Here is a 17746-nt window from a genome sequence, read left to right as displayed (position 1 = left end):
CGGGCATAAGTTGGAAGCAACAAAAAAAGCGCCCGTTTCCGGGCGCTTTTGTTTTCTCTGCCGAGGGAAAGATCAGCAGCTGTAGTACATTCCGAACTCAACCGGGTGCGGAGTGTGTTCGTAAAGTTCGATCTCTTCCATCTTGAGCTCGATGTAGCCGTCGATCTGGTCCTTGGTGAACACATCGCCAGCAGTCAGGAAGTCCATGTCGGCCTGCAACTCTTCGAGCGCTTCGCGCAGCGAGCCGCAAACGGTCGGGATTCCGGCCAGTTCTTCGGCGGGCAGATCATAGAGGTTCTTGTCCATGGCTTCGCCCGGATCGATCTTGTTCTTGATGCCGTCCAGACCGGCCATCAGCAGTGCGGCAAAGCACAGGTAGGGGTTTGCCGACGGATCCGGGAAGCGGGCTTCGACGCGCTTGGCCTTGGGCGATTCAGCCCACGGAATACGCACGCAACCCGACCGGTTGCGGGCCGAGTAGGCGCGCAGAACGGGGGCTTCGAAACCCGGGATCAGACGCTTGTAGCTGTTGGTCGACGGGTTGGTGAACGCGTTCAGCGCCTTGGCGTGTTTCAGAATGCCACCGATGAAATACAGTGCTTCCTGGCTCAGATCGGCGTATTTGTCGCCGGCGAACAGGGGCTTGCCGTCTTTCCAGACCGACATGTTCACGTGCATGCCGGTGCCGTTGTCGCCCGCGATGGGTTTCGGCATGAAGGTCGCCGATTTGCCATAAGCGTGGGCAACGTTGTGGATGACGTACTTGTACTTCTGAAGCTCGTCGGCCTGGTGGGTCAGGGTCCCGAAGATCAGGCCCAGTTCGTGCTGACAGGACGCCACCTCGTGGTGGTGCTTGTCCACCTTCATGCCCAGACGCTTCATCGTCGACAGCATTTCCGAACGCAGGTCCTGTGCCTCATCCGTCGGGTTCACGGGGAAATAGCCGCCCTTGACGCCGGGACGGTGGCCCATGTTGCCCATTTCGTACTCGGTGTCGGAGTTCCACGATGCGTCGGTTGCGTCGACTTCGTAAGAAACCTTGTTGATGGTGTTGCTAAAGCGCACGTCATCAAACAGGAAGAATTCCGCCTCGGGGCCCATATAGGCCGTGTCGCCGATGCCGGACGCCTTCAGGTAGGCCTCGGCCTTTTGCGCGGTGCCGCGGGGGTCACGCTCGTAGGCTTCGCCGGTGTCGGGCTCGACAACCGAGCAATGAATGCAGACGGTTTTTTCGGCATAGAAGGGATCGACATAGGCGCTGTCGCTGTCAGGCATCAGTTTCATGTCCGATGCTTCGATCGATTTCCAGCCTGCGATGGACGAACCGTCGAACATGAAGCCTTCCTCGAGGAAGTCTTCGTCGACCAGATCGGCCACCACGGTGACGTGCTGCAGTTTACCGCGCGGGTCGGTAAAGCGGATGTCGACGTATTCGGCGTCTTCATCCTTGATCATGTCGAGAACTTTATTTCCCATATTTTCTTGTCCTTCCTGTCCTTGGAATAGCTGGAAATCAGAGTGCGTCCGAGCCGGTTTCACCGGTCCGGATGCGAATTGTCTGTTCAACGGTGCTGACAAAGATTTTGCCATCGCCGATCTTGTCTGTCTTGGCCGCGCTGATGATCGCCTCGATGGCGCCGTCAACCTGATCGTCGTCCAGGACGACCTCGATTTTCACCTTGGGCAGGAAATCGACCACGTATTCCGCCCCGCGATAAAGCTCGGTATGACCTTTCTGGCGACCAAACCCCTTGACCTCGATCACGCTGAGGCCCTGTACGCCGACGTCTTGCAACGCCTCTTTCACTTCGTCCAGTTTGAACGGTTTGATGATCGCTTCGATCTTTTTCATGGGGGGCTCCTCGCAAGCGTGTTTTGGCGGGTCAGATCACTTCTCATTCGCAGCTACAATTGGCTAAGGTGACACGCAACCGTGCAGGGCGGGGAATCCTGTTTCCAAGGTGATTTTTTGTGCGGCATGCACAAAAAGTAATCAGTTTTGAATCGAGAGGGCGCAAAGCGTGACAGAATTGCTGACGGCCGCGCAGATGCGGTCGATTGAACAGGCTGCGATCGACTCCGGTGAGGTGACCGGCCTTGAACTGATGGAACGTGCCGGGCGCGGCGTCGTCGAGGCGGTTTTCGAGGAATGGCCGGAGCTGGCCAAGACTTCCCACCGGGCGGTGGTGCTGTGCGGGCCGGGCAACAACGGCGGCGACGGGTTCGTGGTGGCGCGTCGGTTACGGGACAAGGGATGGGATGTCGACGTGCTGTTTTACGGCACGCCCGAAAAATTGCGGCCCGATGCGCGAAAAAATCACGATGTCTGGCTGACGATGGGCGCAATCAAACCGCTGACAATTGAGACGGCCAAAGAGGGGCCGAGGCCGACCGTTCTGATAGATGCCATGTTCGGAACCGGGGTTTCGCGGGCGGTTCCGCTGGAATTGGCTTTGGCCCATGCTCTGGTTCAGAAGCGAGACGTCGGGAACACCCATCCTTGGATGGTCTCTTACCATAGGGTGGCAGTGGATTGTCCGTCTGGATTTGATTGTGACAGTGGGCAGTTTCTTTATCCCGAACCTCCGGGCGAGGTTTCTGATGACGGGGAGAATTTTAACGCCTGGCGGAAATGGTGGAGCGACGAAGCCTCCAAGCGCCTGTTGCACACCGAACTGACGGTTACATTTCATCGTCGCAAGGTCGGTCATGCCTTGAATGAACTTTGCGGTAAGATGCGTGTCGTGGATATCGGTTTGGGGGCCGAAGACAGGCACCCGGCCCATCTGAAAATGCCGCGCCCCGTGGATCGCGTGATTGCATTGGACTTTGATGTTCCCAAGAGTCGTTCGGTGCGGATTTGGCCCGGTCTTGATCTGGAAAAAAACAGGGCGATCGGAGGACACAAATATTCTCATGGCCACGCCCTGATCCTCTCCGGCGGTCCCGGCAAAACCGGCGCGGCGCGCCTTGCTGCGCGGGGGGCGCTGCGGATCGGGGCGGGGCTGGTGACGCTTGGCGTGCCGGGCGCGGCGCAGTTGGAGGTGGCAGGGCAGATCACGTCGATCATGCTGCGCCGGGCAGGGGAGCCCGAGGAGTTGGCCAATATACTTGAGGACGAACGTATCAATGCGCTGTGTCTTGGCCCCGGGTTGGGGGTGAAACGTGCGCTGGGATTGGTTGATGCAGTCCTAAGTGGAATTGATCCGAACCAATACCCTGTGCGGTCTGTCGTTCTGGATGCGGATGCGCTGACCGCATTTGCGGACGAACCACAGGCACTGTTCGCTAGGCTGAATGAAAACTGCGTGCTGACGCCGCATGGGGGCGAATTCAAACGTCTGTTTCCCGACATCGCCGAACGGCTGAACGCGACACCAATCAAAGGACCGGCCTTTTCCAAGGTCGATGCCACCCGCGAGGCGGCGGCGCGTGCCGGCTGCGTGGTGCTGTTCAAGGGGCCGGACACGGTCATTGCAGCACCCGACGGGCGATGCAGTATCAATTCGGCTCTTTATGACCGGGCCGCACCGTGGCTGGCGACGGCAGGGTCGGGCGATGTGCTGGCCGGTTTCATTACCGGGTTGCTGGCGCGCGGGTTTGATCCGATGCAGGCGGCCGAAACCGCCGCCTGGCTGCATGTGGAATGCGCGCGCAGTTTCGGCCCCGGACTGATTGCCGAGGACCTGCCGGAAGAATTGCCGAAAGTGTTTCGGAACGTTGGGCTTTAGGCTGCGTTGCGCAGGGCCAGGGTGTTGACCCAGGTGCTGGCCAGTTCCAGACCGCCGGCATATACCACCCGGGGAGCCCCGAATTCGAGCTGGTGCAACATCATCTCGCGCAGACCGAGGTCGCGCACGAATTCATTGTCGATCAGTGCATCGGCCCGTACCATTGCGTGGTCGACGCCGAACATGGCCTGAGCGCGCCAGTCGCGGATCAGAACCGGTTGCGACGCTGGCAGGATCAGGTCCTGTCCCGGGCGGGTATCGCCGAGCGAGCCGGCAGCAAAAAAGATTGCGCGGCTGGACAGGGTGACAGAGGCGATCTGCATGACCATGGCCATGCCGGCGTCACGGGTGATCAGGTGATCGCCGGGTGTCACCTCTTCGATCAGCATTTCGCCCTTGCGGGCCAAAACCACGGTCCCCGCGCCAAAACCGGTATCCGTCGGGATGGACGAAAACGGGTGCGGCACGGCGCTGTTGTCTTTGGGGCGTCCGATAAAGTCGGGTTTCATAGCGGTTCTCATTCTGATCTCGGGTCCAGCATGGGTTTGGAATGTGGCGAAATCGGGCTGGCGCGGCGGCATTTTCGGTCAAGTTTCTGGGCACAAGGGTTCATATTTGATGAATGCGCGAGGTTGTTATTTCCTCTCGCATCCGCATTTAACCTTTGTTATTGAGCGCCAGTGCGCGGGGTCAGCCCGCGCCGGTATGCGGGTGTGGCGGAATTGGTAGACGCACCAGATTTAGGTTCTGGCGCCGCAAGGCGTGGGGGTTCAAGTCCCTTCACCCGCACCATTATTTTCCAATGACAGCACCAGGGCGGGCTGGGCGGTTGCCGGGCGCCTCCCGGTCAAAAGCAGAAATGCGCCAAAATATCGGGGCAACTGGCGGCTGATGGCGGGAAAGCCCCTTGCACAGCACGGCGCAGGCCAATAGAAGGCCACAAATTTGGATGCCGCGCACCTGTCTGCGCGCAAAACCTCATGGGGAACACTGATGCAGGTCACCGAGACGCTGAACGAAGGTCTGAAACGCGGATACGCGATTACCGTCACCGCCGCCGAGCTGGAAGAAAAGGTCAACGAAAAGCTGGCCGAAGCACAGCCCGAAATCGAGATGAAGGGCTTTCGCAAGGGCAAGGTTCCCATGCCGCTGCTGAAAAAGCAGTTTGGTCAGCGCCTGATGGGCGAAGTGATGCAGGAATCCATCGATGGTGCTATGAGCAAGCATTTCGAAGACAGCGGCGATCGTCCGGCGATGCAGCCCGAAGTCAAGATGACCAACGAAGATTGGAAAGAAGGCGACGACGTCAATGTCGAGATGTCCTATGAGGCATTGCCTGAAATCCCCGAAGTCGACCTGAAGTCCATCAAGCTTGAAAAACTGGTGGTCAAGGCTGGCGATGCCGACATCGACGAGGCCCTGGCAAACCTGGCCGAAACCGCGCAGGATTTTGATCCGCGCAAGAAGGGCAGCAAGGCCAAGGACGGCGATCAGGTCGTGTTTGATTTTGTCGGCAAGGTTGACGGCGAAGCGTTCGAAGGCGGCAGCGCCGAGGACTATCCGCTGGTTCTGGGGTCAAACAGCTTCATCCCCGGTTTCGAGGAACAGCTGGTCGGCGTGAAAGCCGGTGAAGAGAAAACCGTCAAGGTGTCCTTCCCCGAGGACTATCAGGCCGAGCATCTGGCCGGCAAAGAAGCCGAGTTCGACTGCACCGTCAAAGAGGTGAAGGAACCGGTTGCCGCCAAGATCGACGACGAACTGGCCAAGAAGTTCGGCGCCGAGGATCTTGCCGCGCTGAAAACCCAGATCGGTGAGCGTCTGGAAGCGGAATTTGCGGGCGCATCGCGCGCCGTGATGAAGCGTCACCTGCTGGATGCGCTGGACGGTCTGGTCAAATTCGACCTGCCGCCGAGCTTGGTCGATGCAGAGGCAGGCCAGATTGCCCACCAGCTGTGGCACGAGGAAAACCCGGACGTTCAGGGCCATGATCACCCGGAAATCGAACCCAGCGACGAGCACAAGAAACTGGCTGAGCGCCGCGTGCGTCTGGGCCTGCTTCTGGCCGAGCTGGGCCAGAAGGCCGAGGTCGAAGTCACCGACGCCGAGATGAGCCAGGCAATCATGAACCAGGCACGTCAGTACCCGGGTCAGGAACGCCAGTTCTTTGAATTCGTGCAGCAGAACCAGCAGATGCAGCAGCAGCTGCGCGCGCCGCTGTTCGAGGACAAGGTCGTTGATTACGTGTTCGAACTGGCCACGATCAAGGACAAGGACATCAGCAAGGACGATCTGCAGAAAGCAGTTGAGAAGCTGGAAGACGAATAAGCCCCGATCCCCCGGATCGCAGGCAAGGAGCCGTCCCTTTGGGGCGGCTCTTTTCGTTTGGGATCGTCAGTTGATCAGCCCGGTTTCTTTCAGCATGCCGCGGCGTTTGGCCTCGTAATAATAGCCGCGGGAATACCATTTGATGGCCGCATCGTGGCTGCCGTCCGCAAGGAGCCATGCCCCGCGCAGATATTTCACAGCGTATTTCAGGTTGGTTTCCGCATCCAGAAGATTGCGCGGTTGACCCCGAAACCCCATCGAGCGCGCGGTGGCGGGGAGAATCTGCATCAGTCCGTAATAGGGGCGGTTGATCGCTTCGGGGCGGTGGGTGCTTTCGCGGATAACGACACGGTGCACCAGCGGGCGGGGTACTTCGTACAGGTCTGCGTATTTGTTGATCAGCCTGCGCAACTGGGGTGTTTCATTTGGATAGAGCGGCGGTTCCGTGCGGGCGGCGGGCCGCGCATCAGCGCGGGCGCGGCGGCGGCCGCAAGCGGCGGTCATCAGACCGATACCCAAAAGGGCCAGAACGTTGCGACGTGTGTGCATGGGGCACCTTTATGCTCATGTTTGAGGGAGCTTAAACGCCTGTAGTGCCGGGACAAGCCGCCCCGCCGCGGCTGCGCGGTGGTTTGCCGACAAGCGGCTTGCCAATTGCGTCCATGCGCGGGCAGGGTGCCGTAAACGCCAGGGCAGGAGGGAAGACAATGCATCACACCACGTTCACCCGTGACGGGTTCAGGGCGTATCGCGACAACACCCGGCCCGGACCGGTGCAGATGCTGAACCTCGTGAAACTGCGCGACATGGCCGTCTACGACGATGAGCACAGCGCGACGGGGACCGAGGCGTATGGTGAATATGGGCGGCTGAGTGCCGATGTCTTTGCGCGCGTGGGCGGGCGAATTGCCTGGCGCGGAGAGCCCGAGCAGGTGCTGATCGGGCCGGAGGAGGAAACCTGGGACCTTTGTTTCATTGCAGAGTACCCCAGCGCGGCGGCCTTTGTGGAGATGCAGAAAGACCCGGATTACGCCAAAGCCGTGCCGCACCGTCAGGCCGCAGTGCTGGATTCACGCTTGATCCGGTTGATGCCGCTGCCTGCAGGGGGAGAATTCGCGGGTTAGGGCCATTGCCGCGACCCGCCAGGACGAACGCCCTGCAAAGAAAAAAGCCGCGCAGGGGCTGCGCGGCTTTAAGCTTTCGACGACTGATGCGGGATCAGGCGTTTGTTTCTTCGTCCTCGGCGGGCTCTTGCTCGGTCGCCGGCTCGACACCAGCGGATTCGGCCAGCTCTTCGTCTTCGGACGCGGCGCTGCCGATATCGTCGAACAGTTCGGCGATCTCGAATTCAGCGGCGGCTTCCTCTTCGGCGGCCAGCTCCTGAATGGATTTGCCGGATGCCTGCAGCTCGGCCTCTTCGGGCGAGCGGGCGACGTTCAGAACCATCGTGACCTGAACTTCGGGGTGCAGCGTCACGTTGACGTCGTGCAGACCCAGTTCCTTGATCGGACGTTCGATGACGACCTGCTTGCGATCGAGGCTGAAACCGGCCTCGGTTGCGGCATCGGAGGCGTCACGGGTGGTGACCGAGCCGTACAGCGAGCCGCCATCAGACGCCTGGCGAATCACGACGAACTGCTGACCGTCCAGGCGGTTGCCCAGATCTTCGGCTTCCTTGCGGGTTTCCAGGTTGCGTGCTTCCAGCTGTGCTTTCTGCGCTTCGAACTGGGCGATGTTCGCCTCGGAGGCGGTCAGCGCCTTGCCCTGCAGCAGCAGGTAGTTGCGGGCATAGCCGGGTTTGACGTCGACGACGTCGCCCATCTGGCCCAGCTTGGCAACGCGTTCAAGAAGGATAACTTGCATGATGTATTCTCCTTACTTCACGGCGTAGGGAAGCAGGGCAAGAAAACGTGCGCGTTTGATGGCGCGCGCCAGTTCGCGTTGCTTCTTGGCCGAAACGGCGGTGATACGGCTGGGCACGATCTTGCCGCGTTCGCTGATGTAGCGTTGCAGCAGGCGCGTGTCCTTGTAGTCGATTGCCGGTGCGTTGTCGCCCGAGAAGGGGCAGACCTTGCGACGGCGGAAAAATGGTTTTGCAGCCATGGTTTAGTGTCCTTTTCTCAAGCTGTTGATCAACGGCGTTCGCGGCGGTCGCCACGGTCGTCGCGTTTCTGCATCTGAACCGACGGACCTTCTTTGTGTTCGTCGACCTTGATGGTCAGAACACGCATCACATCGTCATGCAGGCGCATCAGGCGTTCCATTTCCTGCACGGCCGCCGAAGGGGAATCCGAGCGCAGGAAGGCATAGTGGCCCTTGCGGTTCTTGTTGATCTTGTAGGCCATCGTCTTGACGCCCCAGTACTCGTGATCGACGAGTTTGCCGCCGTTGTCGGACAGCACTGAGCCAAAATGTTCGATAAGGCCTTCGGCTTGCGTGTTGGACAGATCCTGACGCGCAATCATGACATGCTCATAGAGTGGCATGTAGACTCCTGTTTCTATCAAGGCGCATTTCAAAGGAGGGGTCCTTTTCCTTTTGCGACCCCACCACGAGAGACTGCGCGGTTCATAACTCATGCAAAAGGAGTGGCCCGTATACACTTTGAACGGCGTAGGGCAAGTCTTTCTTGTGCGGGGCGATTCTACTTGCCCGTGTATTTCCCCGCCCGCGCCGCATTGTTGTCGCTTTGTTTGCCATAAATCCTGCCCAAACGCCGGGAAAGGCCCGGCCATGATCTCGGGGAATGGGACAGCAGACATGAATATGGTCGATCAAGAACTGACGATGGAACGGCAGGTGGTGTCAGGATACGAAGACAGCCCGCCGCTGATGCTTACTTTTGCGCCAAACTGGCCGCTGCGGACGGTTCTGTTCCGAATTGCGGGCACGGCGATGATCCTGTGTGCGTCCGGCATGTGGCTGATGCCCAGCGTGCAGGCCGATGGCGGCTTGATGTTCATCAAACTTGGTGTTTCGGTCTTTTTCTTCTTCTGTGGTCTGGCCCTTTTGATGCGCAACCACGAACACAATCAGCCCGATGCATTTTTCGACCCGATCCGCAACGAAGTGCGCGTCTTGCAGAAAAACGACCGCGGCCGCCCCGAGACCATCCTGCGCCGCGGCTATGACAGCCTGGGCAGCGTGGATTTCGGCACAAATTCGGTTGAATTGTTTGATGTCGATGGCAGCCTCTTGATGCGCCTGCTGATTGATGACGAAGAGGTCCGCAAGGGGCTGCGGTCTCAGTTGCAGGGGGTGGTCAACGTCACCGGGTGACGCCGAACCGGCAATATTGCGCGCCATGTAAATGGCCAGTAAGCGGCCCCTTCATTCGGGGCCGTTTTTTTGTGTGGATCGCGTTGTTCATTTGCACACAGGGTCTGTTGGGTTTTTGCGAGTTGCCAGTTGGAGCGCCCGTATCACATTCATCCGTACCGATACCTTATTTGTGAACGGAGTACTGACCCATGAAAACGACCCTGTTGGCCGCCGTGCTTGCGACTGCTGCGACTTCGGCCTTTGCGGCCCCTGAGAAATACATGCTGGACAGCAGCCACAGCCAGGTGCTGTTCAGCTATAATCACCTTGGTTTTTCCACGACTTACAACATGTTCTCGGGCTTTGAGGGCGAGATCATGTTCGACGATGAAAACCCGGCCGCATCGAGCGTCACCGTATCCATGCCAGTGCGGTCGATGCTGACGGGCTGGGAGGCGCGGTTCGATCACTTCATGACCGAAGACTTCTTTGGCGCGGCCGAGGGTGATCTGGTGACGTTCACGTCGACCGGGATCGAAGTGACGGGTGACACCACCGCCAAGATCAGCGGCGAACTGACCATGAATGGCGTGACCAAACCGGTCGTTCTGGACGCAACGCTGAACAAGATGGGCGAGCATCCGATGGCCAAGAAGCCTTGGGCCGGGTTTGATGCGACGGCAACGGTTCTGCGCTCGGACTATGGTCTGGACAAGTTCGCTCCGTTCGTGAGCGACGAAGTACAGGTGATGATTTCGATCGAGGCTGTCAAAGCCGAATAATCCGAACCTCTTTAATCGAAAGGCCGCCGGTTGCGATGCACCGGCGGCCTTTTTTCGTATCCGGGGTTCGGGTTTTAACTTCCCGGGCTGCGTTCGGCGGTCAGACTGACGGTCACAACGACATCAAAACCGAGCGAACTTTCGTCCGGCATCGACGCGCCGACGCCGTAGTCCAGCCGATTCAAGGTCAGCTTCCCAGACATGGTGGCCACATCGTTTTCTATGCTGAGGTCAAAGGGCAGGGCGACGGTCATGGACTGATCACGGATCGCCAGCGGCCCGGTTGCGACATAGCCTGACTCGGTCCGCTCGATTTGACCGGTGAAAGTGGCGGTGGGGAAGGTTTCCGTATCGAAGAAATCCGGTCCCATGGACTGATCGGTGACCGAGCCGAGCGTGAGTGATCCGATGGCGATTGTAACGCTGACGTGTCCGGCGGGACCGGGGGTGGCGCGTTCGTTGAACTGGATGACAGCGGTCCAGTCGTTGAATTGGCCCTCAACCGGGTTGCCGAGTTGGGTCACGACGATGGCGAGGGTTCCGTCACGCACCTGCCAATCGGATTGGACCTGCTCAAGCGGCGCGGACTGGGCCGTGGAGGCGGTTGTGTGACCCTGCTTGGCGTAGAGCCCCAGTGCGCCGCCGATACCAAGCGCGATGCCCCAGACACCCAAGGCGACAAACGCTGGCATCAGGGAATGGGTTTGTTCTGGGGGTGTCGGGGCATTGGAGGATCCGGGCAACATGCGTCGCAAGGTGGCGTCGCGGTCGATGACGTGATGCTTGAGGGCGCCGACAATGTGCAACGCGAGAGCGACGGCCAAAACTTTGACAAACACCTCATGCAGGCCGGAAAACAGCGCGGCGACACCGGGATCCTTTGGCACAAGTGGGAGCGATTGTGCGAATGGCCCCCAGATCGGGGCGAAGCCGCTGGTGGCGGCGTGGTGGACCCAGCCGGTCAGCGGGGCGAGAACGAGCGAGCCGTAGAGCAGCCAGTGGACGGCATGGGCCAGTGTCGCCTCAACCCGGTTGTCGGCATTCAAAAGGCCGGGGCGGGGTTGGCTGATGGCCCAGAGAATGCGCGCCAGGGCCGTCAGGAAGATCAACACGCCGATGGTCTTGTGCAACGAAAACAGGAAAACAGTCCGTTGCACGAAGGATTCGCTGAAATCAGCGGCGGGGTTGTTCAGGGTATGGGCCATGTCATTGGCAATCAGGCCCAGGGGGATGACGGTAAAAATGCCCAGTGCGATCAGCCAGTGAAACGTTTTTGTGACGGTGCCATACCGAGTGGCGGTGTTGGTCAGGCTCATGCGAAAACTCCGAATGTTCTATTTAAACGATAAGGCAATGTCGGGCGCGAACAACGCACAACGGTCGCGCATCCCTGCACAAACTCTGCCTGAGGCGGGCAGGCGGGGCGTTGCCTTGGACCGTACTGCGGGCTATGCCGGTTTAAACACTGACGGAGGGCGGTAATGAGCAGAGCATTTGTTTTCCCGGGACAGGGTGCGCAGGCCATTGGCATGGGGCGTGATCTGGCCGAGGCATATCCGGCGGCGAAAGCCGTCTTTGACGAGGTCGACGGGGCATTGGGCGAAAGCCTGAGCAGTCTGATCTGGGACGGGGACATTGAGACCCTGACCCTGACCCAGAACGCGCAGCCCGCGCTGATGGCCACATCCATGGCGGCAATGCGCGCCTTGGAGGCTGAGGGAATCACGATCGATCAGGCGGCCTGCGTCGCGGGCCACTCGTTGGGCGAATATTCGGCGCTGGCGGCGGCGGGTGCGCTGAGCGTGGCGGATACCGCACGCCTTTTGCGGATACGCGGCAAGGCCATGCAGGAGGCCGTGCCGGTGGGCGTGGGCGCGATGGCGGCCCTGTTGGGGCTTGACCTCGACACAGTGCGCGCCCTGGCCGAACAGGCGGCCGAAGGCGACGTGTGCCAGGCGGCCAATGACAACGATCCTGCCCAGGTGGTTGTGTCGGGCCACAAGGCCGCGGTGGAACGTGCCGTGGATCTGGCCAAGGAAAAGGGCGCCAAGCGCGCCGTGATGCTGCCCGTCAGCGCGCCGTTTCACTGCGAATTGATGGAACCGGCGGCCGAGGTCATGGCGGCCGCATTGGCCGAGGTGGAGATCAAGGCGCCTGCGGTTCCGGTGATTGCCAATGTTCTGGCCGGGCCGGTCAGTGATCCGGACGAGATCCGTAAACTTCTGATTCAGCAGGTCACCGGCGCGGTACGCTGGCGGGAAAGCGTTCTGCGCATGGCACAGGACGGTGTGAGCGAGATCTGGGAGATCGGCGCGGGCAAGGCCCTGTCGGGGATGATCCGCCGGATCGAGCGGTCCATCGCAACGCGGGCCATCGGCACGCCGGACGATGTGGCCGCTGCCAAGGCTGAACTGGGATAAAGCAACGAATTGGTTTGGCGCGGCAATGCTGCGACTGGACGTGAAGAAGGGATAGCAAATGTTTGATTTGAAGGGAAAATGCGCGCTCGTGACCGGCGCATCTGGCGGTATTGGTGCGGACATTGCGCGTACTTTGCATGCGGCGGGCGCAACCGTGGGCCTGTCCGGCACGCGGGTTGAGCCGCTGGAAGCGCTGGCCGCCGAACTGGGGGACCGTGCCCATGTTCTGCCGTGCAACCTGAGCGATGCGGAGGCCGTGGCAGAGTTGCCCAAGCAAGCGGCCGCAGCGATGGGGGCGGTCGATATTCTGGTCAACAACGCTGGAATCACCCGCGATAACCTGTTCATGCGCATGTCGGACGAGGAATGGCAGAGCGTGATCGACGTGAACCTCACGGCGACCTTCAAGCTGTGCAAAGGCGTGTTGCGCGGGATGATGAAGGCGCGTTGGGGTCGGATCATCAATATCAGTTCGGTCGTCGGCGCCACCGGCAACCCCGGGCAAGGAAACTATGCGGCATCCAAAGCGGGTGTGATCGGGATGTCCAAATCGCTGGCCTATGAAGTTGCCAGCCGGGGCATCACGGTGAATGCCGTCGCACCGGGGTTCATCACCACGGCGATGACCGAAAAGCTGACCGATGACCAGAAAAGTGGAATTCTGACACAGGTTCCGGCCGGTCGCATGGGCGAGCCAAGCGAAATTGCGGCGGCTGTGCTTTATCTTGCCAGCCCCGAAGCTGCTTATGTCACAGGAAGTACCTTGCACGTGAATGGCGGCATGGCCATGTTCTAGGCAATGAGGTGGCCGTCGCGAAAGCGTTTGCCAATTGCGTCGTCTATGCTATAGGCGGCGCAGATTTCGGCAGGCGAGTGGAAGCTTTGTCCTGTCGGTCCCGTTCTTCGGGAAAGAGCCGCCCCGTTGCGGGGCGAAACCAAACCCACCCCAAGCGGGCAAGGGCAGACTTGGGCACAATGCCCGCAAAGGAATGAGGAATTGACATGAGCGACGTCGCAGACCGCGTGAAAAAGATCGTTGTGGAACACTTGGGTGTGGAAGAGGACAAAGTGACCGAGAACGCTTCGTTCATCGACGATCTGGGCGCAGACAGCCTGGACACCGTTGAACTGGTTATGGCCTTTGAAGAAGAGTTCGGCATCGAGATCCCCGACGACGCGGCCGAAACCATCCAAACCTTTGGTGACGCAGTCAAATTCATCAACGAAGCGTCCTGATCAGACGTTAAGAATGACTATCAAAACGGCGTCTTCCAGCGGGGAGGCGCCGTTTTTCTTGTTTTGGTGCATGAGTGCTTGCACGGCGGAAAGGCGCGCGTCACAGATGATGTGAGGCAGTCTTATATCAAGCGGCACAATGAACCGTTCCATTCCCACCATAAATACATCGCGGGTGATCCTGCGCGCCATGCGCCTTGAGGATTTCGACCGCTTCAGCGAAATCTGGGCGATGCCTGACGTGGTGCATCACATCACAGGACGCCCGCGCAGCCGGGCGGAATCGTGGGATTCGTTTCTGCGCAATGCCGGACATTGGCAGATGACCGGATTTGGCCAGTGGGCCGTCATCGAGCAGCGCAGCCGGGAAATGATTGGGCAGGTCGGATTTTTCTACGGCAGTGAGCAACTGGGCGAGGATTTCGACGGTTTTCCACAAGCGGGCTGGGCGCTGGTTCCCCAAGCGCAGGGCAGTGGTCTGGCGTTGGAGGCGACGCGCGCCGCGCATGATTGGTTTGACCGGGTGATTCCGGGGCCCTTGGTTGCGCGCATTGCCGAGGATAACACCGGGTCCTGTCAATTGGCCCAGCGGTTGGGATATCATGTCATGCGCAACGCGCCGGATCAGGAGGATCCGACCGTCCTGATGCGCCGTGACGGGCCGGGAACGTCTCATTGAATTGCCAATTGCGCGTAAAATTGAGCAATCCGGCGATACGGAAATCAGGGCGCGGGGGTCGTATCGGCAGGGTTGGGCACCTATCTGATCCAAATCAGGAAATGCGCTGTGCTCTTGCCCCCATCCCCCGGTGCGGGGTATGAGCGTTGCGCGATTGGGAACACAGTTGAAAACTAGGCAAGAGGGCAGTTCATGCGCAGAGTAGTCGTAACAGGGTTGGGGCTGGTGACACCGTTGGCGGATGGCGTCGAGGCGTCCTGGAGCCGGTTGCTGGATGGTCAGTCGGGCGCGGGCCCGATTACGCAGTTCGATCCGGAGGGTCTGGCCACGACCTATGCCTGCGAAGTGCCACGCGGTGATGGATCGGACGGTTCGTTCAACGCGGACGCCTATATGGAGCCCAAGGAACAGCGCAAGGTCGATACGTTCATCATGTTCGGGATCGCGGCTGCACAGCAGGCCGTGGAAGATGCCGGGTGGATGCCCGAAGATCGCGAATCCCTGGACCGGACCGGCGTTCTGATCGGGTCGGGCATTGGTGGATTGAATTCTATTGCAAACACGGCAGTCATGATGGAAGCAAAGGGCCCCCGGCGGGTAAGCCCGTTCTTTGTGCCCGGCGCGCTGATCAACCTGATTTCGGGTCAGGTCAGCATCAAATACGGGTTCCGCGGCCCGAACCATTCGGTTGTGACGGCCTGTTCGACCGGTGCGCATGCCATCGGTGATGCCAGCCGTCTGATAGCATATGGCGATGCGGATGTGATGATTGCGGGCGGGGCCGAGGCGGCGATCTGCCGGATCGGCATTGCCGGATTCAACGCCTGCAAGGCGCTGAGCACCAAGCGGGCGGATGAGCCGACCAAGGCCTCGCGCCCCTATGATGCGGATCGGGACGGATTCGTGATGGGCGAAGGTGCCGGTGTGGTCGTTCTGGAAGAATACGAACATGCCAAGGCACGCGGCGCCAAGATCTATGCCGAGGTTCTGGGGTACGGTCTGTCGGGGGATGCCTATCACATCACGGCCCCGTCCGAGGATGGCGACGGCGCCGAACGGTCCATGCGGGCGGCATTGCGCAATGCCAAGCTGGACCCCAAGGACGTCGATTACATCAACGCGCATGGCACCAGCACCATGGCCGACACCATTGAACTGGGTGCCGTCGAACGGATGCTGGGCAATGCTGCCAGCAAGGCGACAATGTCATCGACCAAGTCGGCCACGGGGCATCTTTTGGGCGCCGCAGGTGCGATCGAGGCGATTTTCAGCATTCTGGCGATTCGGGATCAGGTGGCTCCGCCCACCATCAACCTGGAAAACCCGGCGGTGGAGACCCCGATCGATCTGGCCCCAAACATTAAGCGCGAACGTGAGATCAACGTGGCGCTGTCCAATTCCTTTGGCTTTGGCGGTACCAACGCCAGCGTCATTTTCGGAAAGATCAGCTGATGTGGCGCAGCCTTGCCTCGAACATGCTTACTTTTTTGGTGGTGGGGCTGTTTCTGGCCGGCGGCGTGGTGTTGTGGGGGCAGTCCCAGTATACCGCCGAAGGCCCGCTTGATGAGCCAATCTGTCTGAGGGTTGAGCGGGGATCGAATTTCAGCAAGGTCAGCCGCAAGCTGGCCGATCAGAATGCGGTCAGCAGTGCCGCCATCTTTCGGATGGGGGCCGATTACACGGACAAGACCAGCAAGCTGAAGGCCGGAAGTTTTTTGGTGCAGCCGGGATCGTCGATGGAGAAGATCGTCGACCAGATCACGCGCGGCGGGGCAAGCACCTGTGGCACCGAGATCGTCTATCGCGTCGGCGTGACCCGGATCGAGACCCAGGTGCGCGAACTGGATCCGGCGACCAACGAATTCGTCGTGCGGGCCGAGTTTGATCCGCTGACTGGCGAGACCCCCGAAGCCTTTGCCGAAAAACGCGCAGAACCCGATACGCGCTATCGTGTGGCCTTGGCCGAAGGCGTGACCAGCTGGCAGGTGGTTCAGGCTTTGAATGCCATGGATCTCCTGGAGGGCGAGGTGAAGGTTCCGGCCGAGGGGACGCTGGCGCCTGACAGTTACGAAGTGATTGTGGGGACCGCCCGACAGGACGTGCTGGCCAAGATGGCCGAGGTGCAGGAACAGCGCATTGCGGAAGCCTGGGAATCGCGGGATCGGGATGTGCCGCTGAATAGCCCCGAGGAGATGCTTATCCTGGCGTCGATCATCGAAAAGGAAACCGGCATTCCCGAAGAACGCCGCGAGGTGGCAAGCGTGTTCGTCAACCGTTTGAACCAGGGCATGCGCCTGCAGACGGACCCGACGGTGATTTACGGGCTGACCAAAGGCCAGGGCATTCTGGGCCGAGGCCTGCGCCAGAGCGAACTGCGCAAGGCGACGCCTTGGAATACCTATGTCATCGAAGGTCTGCCGCCGACACCGATTGCCAACCCCGGGTTGGCAAGCCTGCAGGCAGCGGTGAGCCCGGCCGAGACCGAATACGTGTTCTTTGTTGCCGATGGGTCGGGTGGGCACGCATTTGCGGCGACGCTGGACGAACATAATCGCAACGTGGCCAAGTGGCGCGAGATCGAGGCGGACCGGGCGAAAAACTGAGTGTACTCGCCCGGATTTTCGCTAAGCCGAATTAGGTTTTTGTTAATTACACCGTACGCTTAGCGGGCGGCGTCCGGGTGAAAATCCTTGACTTCCGGGACGGTCCAAAGTATAAATTGTGACATGCTAGAAGAAATGGGCAACGGCTGCGGGACATCGTCCTGACGGCCGTTTTTCGTTTCTCTCGAACGGAAACCCCAGCACGTGAGGTTTCAGGCAAACATGACTTTAATAACCCCGGAAGACAGACTGTCCCAAACCGCGGAATTGCTTCGGTCGTTGCACGCAACGGTCCGCAAGGTGCGGCAGCAGGCGGAAATTCTGTGTCAAAATATGCAAGCCGGGGAGGAAACAGACTTTTCAAACTGTAGCAGGCAGGTGGCGGCGGTGGATACGCTGGTCAGAACCTGCCAGAAAGTAGAGGCCAGCCTTGTTGAACAGCGAGAAAGGCAAGCAGGAATCGCGCAAGGCGGATTCGCCATCGACCTTGATCAGGCCCGATCTGACATCGGGTGCAGATTGGCTCGCCTGCGCACCTGCAAACATCCGCGAGACATTCTTGAATGAGTTGGAGATGGGAGAGCTTTACGCTCTCCCTTTTTTGTTCGAATTCTGGGCCATGCCGCATCAGTTGCCGCCAGAAGGCGATTGGCGCACATGGGCCATTCTGGGCGGGCGCGGGGGGGGGGGGGGGGAAAGGGGGAAGAGA

20 protein-coding genes, 1 tRNA gene and 1 pseudogene are annotated in these 17746 nt (G+C 59.9%); 14 read left to right on the top strand and 8 right to left on the bottom strand.

Going from position 1 to position 17746, the window contains the following annotated elements; all coding sequences use genetic code 11:
* Window positions 1–72 precede the first annotated feature (72 nt).
* Window positions 73–1476, bottom strand: a complete 1404-nt coding sequence (gene glnA / locus ACXYMO_RS03320; RefSeq protein ID WP_458877227.1) for a type I glutamate--ammonia ligase — start codon at window positions 1474–1476, stop codon at window positions 73–75.
* A 37-nt stretch (window positions 1477–1513) separates the two neighbouring features.
* Window positions 1514–1852, bottom strand: a complete 339-nt coding sequence (locus ACXYMO_RS03315) for a P-II family nitrogen regulator (protein ID WP_458877226.1) — start codon at window positions 1850–1852, stop codon at window positions 1514–1516.
* A 169-nt stretch (window positions 1853–2021) separates the two neighbouring features.
* Between ACXYMO_RS03315 and ACXYMO_RS03310 the strand changes: the two genes are divergently transcribed.
* Window positions 2022–3731 (top strand): NAD(P)H-hydrate dehydratase, encoded by a 1710-nt coding sequence (locus ACXYMO_RS03310; protein ID WP_458877225.1) that lies wholly within the window; start codon window positions 2022–2024, stop codon window positions 3729–3731.
* On the opposite strand, the gene ACXYMO_RS03305 is transcribed toward ACXYMO_RS03310, so the two are convergent.
* Complete coding sequence (locus ACXYMO_RS03305) at window positions 3728–4240, bottom strand: Hint domain-containing protein (RefSeq protein ID WP_458877224.1); 513 nt, start codon at window positions 4238–4240, stop codon at window positions 3728–3730. The two genes, ACXYMO_RS03310 and ACXYMO_RS03305, sit on opposite strands and share 4 nt — an antisense overlap.
* Before the next feature lie 198 nt (window positions 4241–4438).
* On the opposite strand from ACXYMO_RS03305, the gene ACXYMO_RS03300 reads away from it, so the two are divergent.
* Window positions 4439–4523, top strand: a tRNA-Leu gene (locus tag ACXYMO_RS03300).
* A gap of 201 nt (window positions 4524–4724) precedes the next feature.
* Complete coding sequence (gene tig / locus ACXYMO_RS03295) at window positions 4725–6056, top strand: trigger factor (protein ID WP_458877223.1); 1332 nt, start codon at window positions 4725–4727, stop codon at window positions 6054–6056.
* A gap of 66 nt (window positions 6057–6122) precedes the next feature.
* On the opposite strand, the gene ACXYMO_RS03290 is transcribed toward tig, so the two are convergent.
* Window positions 6123–6605, bottom strand: a complete 483-nt coding sequence (locus tag ACXYMO_RS03290; protein ID WP_458877222.1) for a transglycosylase SLT domain-containing protein — start codon at window positions 6603–6605, stop codon at window positions 6123–6125.
* Window positions 6606–6763: 158 nt separating this feature from the next.
* On the opposite strand from ACXYMO_RS03290, the gene ACXYMO_RS03285 reads away from it, so the two are divergent.
* Window positions 6764–7180, top strand: coding sequence for a DUF1330 domain-containing protein (locus tag ACXYMO_RS03285; RefSeq protein WP_458877221.1), 417 nt, complete (start codon window positions 6764–6766; stop codon window positions 7178–7180).
* Between the two features lie 94 nt (window positions 7181–7274).
* Here ACXYMO_RS03285 and rplI read toward each other — a convergent pair whose 3' ends face one another.
* The 3 genes from rplI to rpsF are packed head-to-tail and all read right to left on the bottom strand — an operon-like array spanning window position 7275 to window position 8542.
* Window positions 7275–7919, bottom strand: coding sequence for a 50S ribosomal protein L9 (gene rplI / locus ACXYMO_RS03280; RefSeq protein WP_458877220.1), 645 nt, complete (start codon window positions 7917–7919; stop codon window positions 7275–7277).
* 12 nt (window positions 7920–7931) lie between these two features.
* A complete protein-coding gene (gene rpsR / locus ACXYMO_RS03275; RefSeq protein ID WP_005852865.1) occupies window positions 7932–8159 on the bottom strand; it encodes a 30S ribosomal protein S18 in 228 nt (75 codons plus the stop codon).
* Window positions 8160–8188: 29 nt separating this feature from the next.
* Window positions 8189–8542, bottom strand: a complete 354-nt coding sequence (rpsF, locus tag ACXYMO_RS03270) for a 30S ribosomal protein S6 (RefSeq protein ID WP_458877219.1) — start codon at window positions 8540–8542, stop codon at window positions 8189–8191.
* 274 nt (window positions 8543–8816) lie between these two features.
* Here rpsF and ACXYMO_RS03265 point away from each other — a divergent pair, with 274 nt between their 5' ends.
* Both ACXYMO_RS03265 and ACXYMO_RS03260 read left to right on the top strand, forming a co-directional pair.
* Entirely contained in the window at window positions 8817–9335 is a 519-nt protein-coding gene (locus tag ACXYMO_RS03265; RefSeq protein WP_458877218.1) for a hypothetical protein, read from the top strand.
* Between the two features lie 191 nt (window positions 9336–9526).
* Entirely contained in the window at window positions 9527–10099 is a 573-nt protein-coding gene (locus tag ACXYMO_RS03260) for a YceI family protein (protein ID WP_458877217.1), read from the top strand.
* A 74-nt stretch (window positions 10100–10173) separates the two neighbouring features.
* Here the strand turns inward: ACXYMO_RS03260 and ACXYMO_RS03255 are convergent, their stop codons facing one another.
* A complete protein-coding gene (locus ACXYMO_RS03255) occupies window positions 10174–11415 on the bottom strand; it encodes a cytochrome b/b6 domain-containing protein (protein ID WP_458877216.1) in 1242 nt (413 codons plus the stop codon).
* A 165-nt stretch (window positions 11416–11580) separates the two neighbouring features.
* On the opposite strand from ACXYMO_RS03255, the gene fabD reads away from it, so the two are divergent.
* From fabD to ACXYMO_RS03215, 8 genes and pseudogenes are all read left to right on the top strand, one after another.
* Complete coding sequence (gene fabD / locus ACXYMO_RS03250; protein ID WP_458877215.1) at window positions 11581–12519, top strand: ACP S-malonyltransferase; 939 nt, start codon at window positions 11581–11583, stop codon at window positions 12517–12519.
* Between the two features lie 58 nt (window positions 12520–12577).
* Entirely contained in the window at window positions 12578–13315 is a 738-nt protein-coding gene (gene fabG / locus ACXYMO_RS03245) for a 3-oxoacyl-ACP reductase FabG (RefSeq protein WP_458877214.1), read from the top strand.
* A gap of 206 nt (window positions 13316–13521) precedes the next feature.
* Entirely contained in the window at window positions 13522–13755 is a 234-nt protein-coding gene (locus ACXYMO_RS03240; protein ID WP_037309926.1) for an acyl carrier protein, read from the top strand.
* A gap of 139 nt (window positions 13756–13894) precedes the next feature.
* A complete protein-coding gene (locus tag ACXYMO_RS03235) occupies window positions 13895–14434 on the top strand; it encodes a GNAT family N-acetyltransferase (protein ID WP_458877213.1) in 540 nt (179 codons plus the stop codon).
* Window positions 14435–14626: 192 nt separating this feature from the next.
* The gene (fabF, locus tag ACXYMO_RS03230; protein WP_458877212.1) at window positions 14627–15886 is read left to right on the top strand and encodes a beta-ketoacyl-ACP synthase II; all 1260 of its coding nucleotides are present in this window, start codon (window positions 14627–14629) and stop codon (window positions 15884–15886) included.
* On the top strand, window positions 15886–17037 hold the full coding sequence (gene mltG / locus ACXYMO_RS03225; RefSeq protein ID WP_458877211.1) for an endolytic transglycosylase MltG: 1152 nt from the start codon (window positions 15886–15888) through the stop codon (window positions 17035–17037). Before fabF ends, mltG begins: the two co-directional genes overlap by 1 nt.
* Window positions 17038–17259: 222 nt before the next feature.
* On the top strand, window positions 17260–17604 hold the full coding sequence (locus ACXYMO_RS03220; protein ID WP_458877210.1) for a hypothetical protein: 345 nt from the start codon (window positions 17260–17262) through the stop codon (window positions 17602–17604).
* A pseudogene (locus ACXYMO_RS03215) lies at window positions 17540–17746 on the top strand (ATP-binding protein); the annotation flags it as partial. The gene ACXYMO_RS03220 and the pseudogene ACXYMO_RS03215, both read left to right, overlap by 65 nt.

Source organism: Arenibacterium sp. CAU 1754 (assembly GCF_054482635.1).
This window is presented reverse-complemented; position numbering and strand designations above follow the sequence as displayed.